At 66.1% G+C, this 6,246-nt stretch carries 8 protein-coding genes; 3 read left to right on the top strand and 5 right to left on the bottom strand.

Annotated features, from left to right (window positions below; genetic code table 11):
- Window positions 1-12 precede the first annotated feature (12 nt).
- Together MTR62_RS19345 and fabI are read left to right on the top strand one after the other, a co-directional pair.
- Window positions 13-939 (top strand): YihY/virulence factor BrkB family protein, encoded by a 927-nt coding sequence (locus MTR62_RS19345; RefSeq protein WP_244024026.1) that lies wholly within the window; start codon window positions 13-15, stop codon window positions 937-939.
- A complete protein-coding gene (gene fabI / locus MTR62_RS19340; RefSeq protein WP_244024025.1) occupies window positions 936-1,739 on the top strand; it encodes an enoyl-ACP reductase FabI in 804 nt (267 codons plus the stop codon). The genes MTR62_RS19345 and fabI overlap by 4 nt, the downstream gene beginning before the upstream one ends.
- Window positions 1,740-1,908: 169 nt before the next feature.
- On the opposite strand, the gene MTR62_RS19335 is transcribed toward fabI, so the two are convergent.
- The 4 genes from MTR62_RS19335 to MTR62_RS19320 all read right to left on the bottom strand — a co-directional run bounded on the left by MTR62_RS19335 (window position 1,909) and on the right by MTR62_RS19320 (window position 5,075).
- Window positions 1,909-2,487, bottom strand: a complete 579-nt coding sequence (locus MTR62_RS19335) for a hypothetical protein (RefSeq protein ID WP_244024023.1) — start codon at window positions 2,485-2,487, stop codon at window positions 1,909-1,911.
- 168 nt (window positions 2,488-2,655) lie between these two features.
- On the bottom strand, window positions 2,656-3,192 hold the full coding sequence (locus MTR62_RS19330; protein WP_244024021.1) for a demethoxyubiquinone hydroxylase family protein: 537 nt from the start codon (window positions 3,190-3,192) through the stop codon (window positions 2,656-2,658).
- Window position 3,193: 1 nt separating this feature from the next.
- The gene (locus MTR62_RS19325) at window positions 3,194-3,676 is read right to left on the bottom strand and encodes a disulfide bond formation protein B (RefSeq protein WP_244024019.1); all 483 of its coding nucleotides are present in this window, start codon (window positions 3,674-3,676) and stop codon (window positions 3,194-3,196) included.
- Between the two features lie 13 nt (window positions 3,677-3,689).
- On the bottom strand, window positions 3,690-5,075 hold the full coding sequence (locus MTR62_RS19320) for a S41 family peptidase (protein ID WP_244024016.1): 1,386 nt from the start codon (window positions 5,073-5,075) through the stop codon (window positions 3,690-3,692).
- Between the two features lie 313 nt (window positions 5,076-5,388).
- On the opposite strand from MTR62_RS19320, the gene MTR62_RS19315 reads away from it, so the two are divergent.
- The gene (locus MTR62_RS19315; RefSeq protein ID WP_244024014.1) at window positions 5,389-5,580 is read left to right on the top strand and encodes a hypothetical protein; all 192 of its coding nucleotides are present in this window, start codon (window positions 5,389-5,391) and stop codon (window positions 5,578-5,580) included.
- A gap of 140 nt (window positions 5,581-5,720) precedes the next feature.
- Here MTR62_RS19315 and MTR62_RS19310 read toward each other — a convergent pair.
- On the bottom strand, window positions 5,721-6,246 hold a 526-nt coding region (locus MTR62_RS19310), incomplete at its 5' end, for a murein hydrolase activator EnvC family protein (RefSeq protein ID WP_244024012.1).

Here is a 6,246-nt window from a genome sequence, read left to right as displayed (position 1 = left end):
GGCCGCCGTCGCCTGGCGCGCAGCCTCGCGCGGCGTGCAGGCCGGGGCACGCGCCCGTTCGAGGTGGTGATGCGGGTGGCGACCGGCGCCTGGAACGACGGGTTCATCCACGCCGGCAACCTCGCCTACATGACGCTGATGGCGCTGTTTCCCTTCTTCATCGTGCTCGCGGCGAGTTTTTCGGTGCTGGGCGAGGCGGGGCGGCTCGACGGATCGATCGACACCGTGCTGCTGGCGATGCCGCCGCGCGTGGCCGAAGTGCTTGGCCCGGTCGCGCGCGATGTGGTGGCGGCGCGCCATGGCTGGCTGTTGTGGCTGGGGGGGCTTCTGGGCCTGTGGACCGCGACCAGCCTGATCGAGACCATCCGCGACATTCTCCACCGCGCCTATGGCCTGCGCAAGACGCGCGCCTACTGGCACTACCGGCTCTATTCGACCGGGCTGATCTTCGCCTCGGTGCTGCTACTGCTGGTCTCGCTTTCCTCGCAGGTGCTGATCAGCGCGATCGAGGAGATCGTCGCGATCCTGTTTCCCCGGCTCGACGGGGTGCTCGACCAGATCGTGGTGACCCGTATCGCCAGCGCAATCACCCTGTTCGGCTCGCTGTACGGGCTTATTTACCTTTTGACGCCGAGACACTATCAGGCGCGCCACTATCCGAAATGGCCCGGCGCTGCGCTGGTCACCGGGTGGTGGCTGATGGTCGCCTGGGCGCTCCCACGCGTCTTGCGCAACTTTTTCGTCTATGATCTCACCTATGGCAGCCTCGCCGGAGTGATGATCTCGCTTTTCTTTTTCTGGCTTGTCGGCCTAGGGATGGTCGTCGGGGCAGAACTGAACGCCGCTCTTGCGCAAGCGCCGAAAGGACGTGACAGGGGCGAGCCATCCGAAACGGCCCATAGGCCGGACGATAACGAAACACGGGAAGACAACGAATGACCGGTCTGATGCAGGGAAAACGCGGCCTGATCATGGGGCTAGCCAACGACAAGTCGCTGGCCTGGGGTATTGCCAAGCAACTGCACGAACAGGGAGCCGAGCTGGCTTTCTCCTATCAGGGTGACGCGCTCAAGAAGCGCGTGACGCCGCTCGCCGAAAGCCTGGGCAGTGATTTCCTGATCGATTGCGACGTCTCGAACATGGCGGCGATCGACGCCGCCTTCGCCCAGCTGGGCGAGCGCTGGGACACGATCGACTTCGTGGTCCACGCCATCGGCTTTTCGGACAAGAACGAGCTGCGCGGCAAGTATGTCGACACCAGCCTCGACAACTTCCTGATGACGATGAACATTTCGGCCTACAGCCTGGTCGCGGTGACCAAGCGCGCGATGGCGATGATGCCCGAAGGTGGTTCGATCCTGACGCTGACCTACTACGGCGCGGAAAAGGTCGTCCCCCACTACAACGTGATGGGCGTGGCCAAGGCGGCGCTGGAAACCTCGGTGCAGTACCTTGCCAATGACCTCGGGCCGCAGGGCATCCGCGTCAACGCGATCTCGGCCGGTCCGATCAAGACGCTCGCCGCCAGCGGCATCGGTGACTTCCGCTATATCCTCAAGTGGAACGAGCTGAACTCGCCGCTGCGCCGCAACACCACGATCGAGGACGTGGGCGGCTCGGCGCTGTATCTGCTTTCGGACCTGTCCTCGGGCGTGACCGGCGAAGTGCACCACGTCGACTCGGGCTATCACCTCGTCGGCATGAAGCAGGAAGACGCGCCCGACATCGCGCTGGCCTGAGCGCCGGAGCGATCAACCGATCAAAAAAGGGCCGCGAAGTCAGACTTCGCGGCCCTTTTTTGGACGTGTTGGGAAAATTTATCCAAGGGCCGTTGCCCCCGGCGGGCCATCCCCTCAAGCGTCGGGGGCGGGCGTCGGAGGCAGGGGGGCTTACCCGCTTGAAAGCCGCTTACGGCTGCGGATCGGTTCCGCTGGTATCCTTCTTGGCGGCCTCGGCGGCCTTTTCCTCGGCTTCCTTCTTGGCGAAGTAGGCGTCCTCTTCCTTTTCGACCTGCGCCTGCTCCTTGGCGGCGGTGGCGTCGATGGTGGAGAGACGGCGCTGGCGTTCCTTGTCGATCAGTTCGGAGAACTTGACGTCCGAGCCGTTCTTCTTCTGGGCATAGGCCTTGTCGATCAGCTGCTGTTCGCAGCCCGTCGCACCGCCCGCGCCGACGGGCGAGCAGCTCATCGTGCCGAACGCGCCGACGGTTTCGTAGGACTGCACCTTGCTGCTCCAGGTCTGCGCCTGCGGGCTGTCGATCCCGCGCAGCGGTTCGGGAATACGGTAGCGTTCTTCCTCGGGCTTGCGGGCGCACACGGTGATCTCGTTGCCGGTCGACTTGGGGCAGGGATCATCGCCATAGACGATGACCTGGTTGATGCGGTCACCGCCATCGTCGTCGTCCTGCGCGGCGGCGGGGGCGGCGGCCAGGGTCAGGCCCGCGGCCATGGCGGCAAGCGCGGCGGCGGTGGTCAGAAGGCGGCTCATCGTATCGTAACTCCAGTTCGCGGCAGTTCGCGGTCCATGCCGGGCTAGCCGTCCGGCGGGGGCTGCTCGAGGGGTGCGCACACCTGCGAACCTATACCCTTTCCCCGATTGAACGATAGCTTAAGTTGCCCGTCCCACCTTGCGCCCGGTCAAGCGCGGCGGCCGGTGTCAGATCCGTTCGGACAGCTTGATTGCGGCCTTGCAGCCCAGACGAATGGCGTTGAACAGCAGCGGGTAGGCGGGCGTCTTTTCCGCGCCGAGCGCGAGCGCGGTGTCGCGGTGCTCGCGCTCCTCGTCGCGGAACTGGCGGATGGTGTCGCCCAGCTCGGGGTCATCCTCGCCGAGTTCCTCGAGCTGTTCGGTGTAGTGCTTGTCGATCTCGGTCTCGATCGCGGCGGTGCAGGCCATGGCGGCTTCGGGGCCCATCAGCGCGGTGGCCGCGCCCAGCGCGAACCCGGCGACCTTCCACACCGGCTGGAGCAGCGTGGGGCGCACCCCGCGCTCGGCGATGAGCTGGTTGAAGCGCGCGTAGTGGACGTCTTCCTGCTCGGCCATGTGGACCACTTCGGCCGAATGCGGCGCGCGGTTGCCCATCACCGCCATCTGACCGGCGTAGATGCGCACCGCCCCGTATTCGCCCGCCTGGTCGACGCGGATCATGCGTTCGGCCAGGGCCCTGCGGGCGGCGTTCGCGGGGGAAGTCATGTCACTTTGCCTTTCTGCTCGAGCCGACGAGGCCCAGGATCGCCAGCCCCGAAAGGGTGGAGGCGATGAAATTCCATCCGGCCATCGAAATGCCCAGGAACGCGAACTGCACCACGTCGCAGCGCACCAGCGGGGCCTTCATGATGGCCGCCAGCGGGTCGGCCGAACCCGAGACCATGGCCGTGCACTCGGTCAGGCCCTTCCACCAGCCCAGTTCGACCCCGGCGTGGTAGCCGCCGATCAACCCGGAGGCCAGAATGCCCAGCGCCGCGATGGCGACCAGCGGGCGCACCGGCGCGCGTACGAACGAAAGCGCGGCGATGGCGAGCGCGAAGAAGTGCGGGTAGCGCTGCCACCAGCACATCTCGCAAGGCGCAAGGCCAAAGCCGTATTGGCCAAGGTAGGCTCCGCCCAGCGCGGCGAGCGGGACCAGCAAGGCCAGCAGGCGCGCGGCGCGCAGCGAAGTGGGCAGGTTGGCAATCATGGCGCTGGTCCGCTCAGTTCGTCTTGGCCGCGTTCTGGGCCGCCGGCTTGGGGCTGGCCTTGGCCAGCGCGGGCTTGCCCGCGGTGCGCTGAAGCGTGGCGATGGCGTAGTGGAGCTGGAAGTCCTTGATGCCTTCCTTCTCCAGCTGCTCGGCCGAGACGTCGAAGCGCGGATCGTTCTTCTTGTCGGTTTCCAGGTCCTTGTCCTTGAGCGCGGCCTCGTTGACGAGGTGGCCGCGCAAGTCGGATTCGCGCACCGCGTTCTCGGCGCGCACGCGCGCATCGGGGTCGGACAGCTGGGGCACCTCGATGTCGGGCTCGATCCCGCCTTCCTGTACCGAGTGGCCCGAAGGGGTGTAGTAACGCGCGGTGGTCAGCTTGATCGCACTGGTATCGTCGAGCGGGAGGAAGGACTGCACCGAGCCCTTGCCGAAGGTGCGCTCGCCCATGATGACCGCGCGGTGCTGGTCCTGCAGCGCGCCCGCGACGATTTCGGAGGCCGAGGCCGAGCCCGCATCGACCAGCACGATGATCGGCAGACCCTTGAGCGCGTCGCCCTTGAACATCGTCTCGGCGCGGTAGAACTGGTTCTCGCTCGCCACCCGGCCGCGCTGCGAGACGATCACGCCATGGTCGAGGAAGAGGTCCGACAGCGCCACCGCCTCGTCGAGCGAGCCGCCGGGATTGGAGCGCAGGTCGAGCACGAGGCCGACCATCGCGGTGCCCTTGAGCGCGGCTTCCTTCTTGAGCGAGACGACCGCCTTGGCGACGTCGCGCCCGACATCGCGCGAGAATTCGTTGACCGACACGTAGCCCACATCGTCGTCCTTGAGCTCGGAGGTCACCGGCTCGAGCTCGATCACGCCGCGCGTCACGGTCACGTCGAAGGGTTCGTCGCGGCCGGGGCGGTAGATCGTCAGTTTGACCGTGGAGCCCGCCGGGCCGCGCATCTTGGACACCGCCTCATCCAGATCGCGCTCGTAGTAGAGCGTGCCGTTGATGTGGGTGATGTAGTCGCCCGCCTTGATTCCCGCCTTTTCCGCCGGGCTGCCCTTGAACGGCGAGATGACCTTCACCGCGCCGTCGTCTTCGACCACGGAAAGCCCGAGGCCCGAATAGTTGCCGTCGATCATCGTCTCGAGCCGCTGCAGCGAGGGCCCGTCGAGGTAGTTCGAATGCGGGTCGAGGCTGGCCAGCATCCCGTCGATCGCGCCCTTGAGCAGCTTGTCGTCGTCGACCGGATCGACGTAGTTGGCCTTGATGAGCGCGTAGATGTGGAAGAGCTTGTCGAACTCTGGATTGACGCGGCTGTCGACGGCGGCGAGCCCGGCTGTCGCGGAGGGGATCACCGCAAGGGCCGATACCAGCAGCGCGGCACGCATCAGGGGGACGAACTTCATCGGGCGTCTTGCCTCTTTATTCGGGTGCCAGCCAGATCCGGGCACCGGTTTCCGGACGCGTACCCTATCGGGCACGACAACCACAAGCAATCGCCCCAAGCAATCGCCCGCCCCGACCATATAGCCTTGCCGGACGATATTGGGAGGGGCGCGAAGGAACCTTTTGCCGTGTCGCAACATTAACGGCTTGTGACCGGGCGTTCATACGCCAGAAAGGCTGAATGCAGGCTTTCCCGGTCGCAGCGCGTGGCCGGTGGATCGAAAAGGCTTGAATTGCCGGATCGAGGCCAGGGTACTGGACAGGGAAGAGACGATGCCGGGACGATCGGACCACAGCTTTACCATGGTCTTCCTCGACAGCGCGGGCGAAGCGGGCCGGCGGCGATCGTTTCGCGCGGTGAGCCTGTCGGACGCCTTCCTCCAGACCCGCAACGCCGCGCTCGACCAGGCGGTGGAGCTGTGGAAGGGCGGCTCGCGCATCTGCACCCTGGGGCCCGAAGGCTAGAGCGGTCTTCGATCCGATTGCATCGGATCGACCGCTTTATATCTTTGTTTTTGCGCATTTTTTGAACCGTCAGGTGATTCTACCTGACTGGAAAATGCTCTAAGGGACCGTTGCATCCCTCCCGCTTGCGGAAGGGGGGGTCAGATATCCCGCACATATTGCAGCGGATTGACCGGTTCGCCACCGTGGCGCAGCTCGACCATCACGCGCGGCGCGCCAGGGCCGGTCTGGCCGAGCGGGGCGCCTGCCACCAGGGTGTCGCCCACTTTGACCTCGAGCCGGGCAAGTCCGGTGACAAGGCTCGTCCAGTCGCCGTTGTGTTCGATGATGACGATCCGGCCATGGCCGCGATAGGGTCCGGCGAAGGCCACGCGCCCGGCGGCAGGCGCGATGATCTGCGCGTTGGCGCGGGTTTCCATCGTCAGCCCTTGCGCGCGGGCCTGGCCCGGTGCGCTTTCGCCAAAACCGGTGACGACCCGGCCGATGACCGGCAGCATCCAGGTGGACAGGCCCTGCGGCGGGGGGACGAACTGCGCGGCGTCGATCACCTGGGCGGCTTCGGGACGCGGCGGGCGCGGCAGCGGGCCGGGCAAGGCCGCCAGCTGCTCGCGCAGCCTTGCCTGCACGTCCATCGCCGCGACGAGATCGCTGAGGTCGCTGGCGCGT

This window comes from Novosphingobium organovorum (assembly GCF_022832435.1).
Classification (GTDB): domain Bacteria; phylum Pseudomonadota; class Alphaproteobacteria; order Sphingomonadales; family Sphingomonadaceae; genus Novosphingobium; species Novosphingobium organovorum.
The sequence above is the reverse complement of the archived record's forward strand: the minus strand, read 5'-3'. Positions and strand labels throughout refer to the sequence as shown.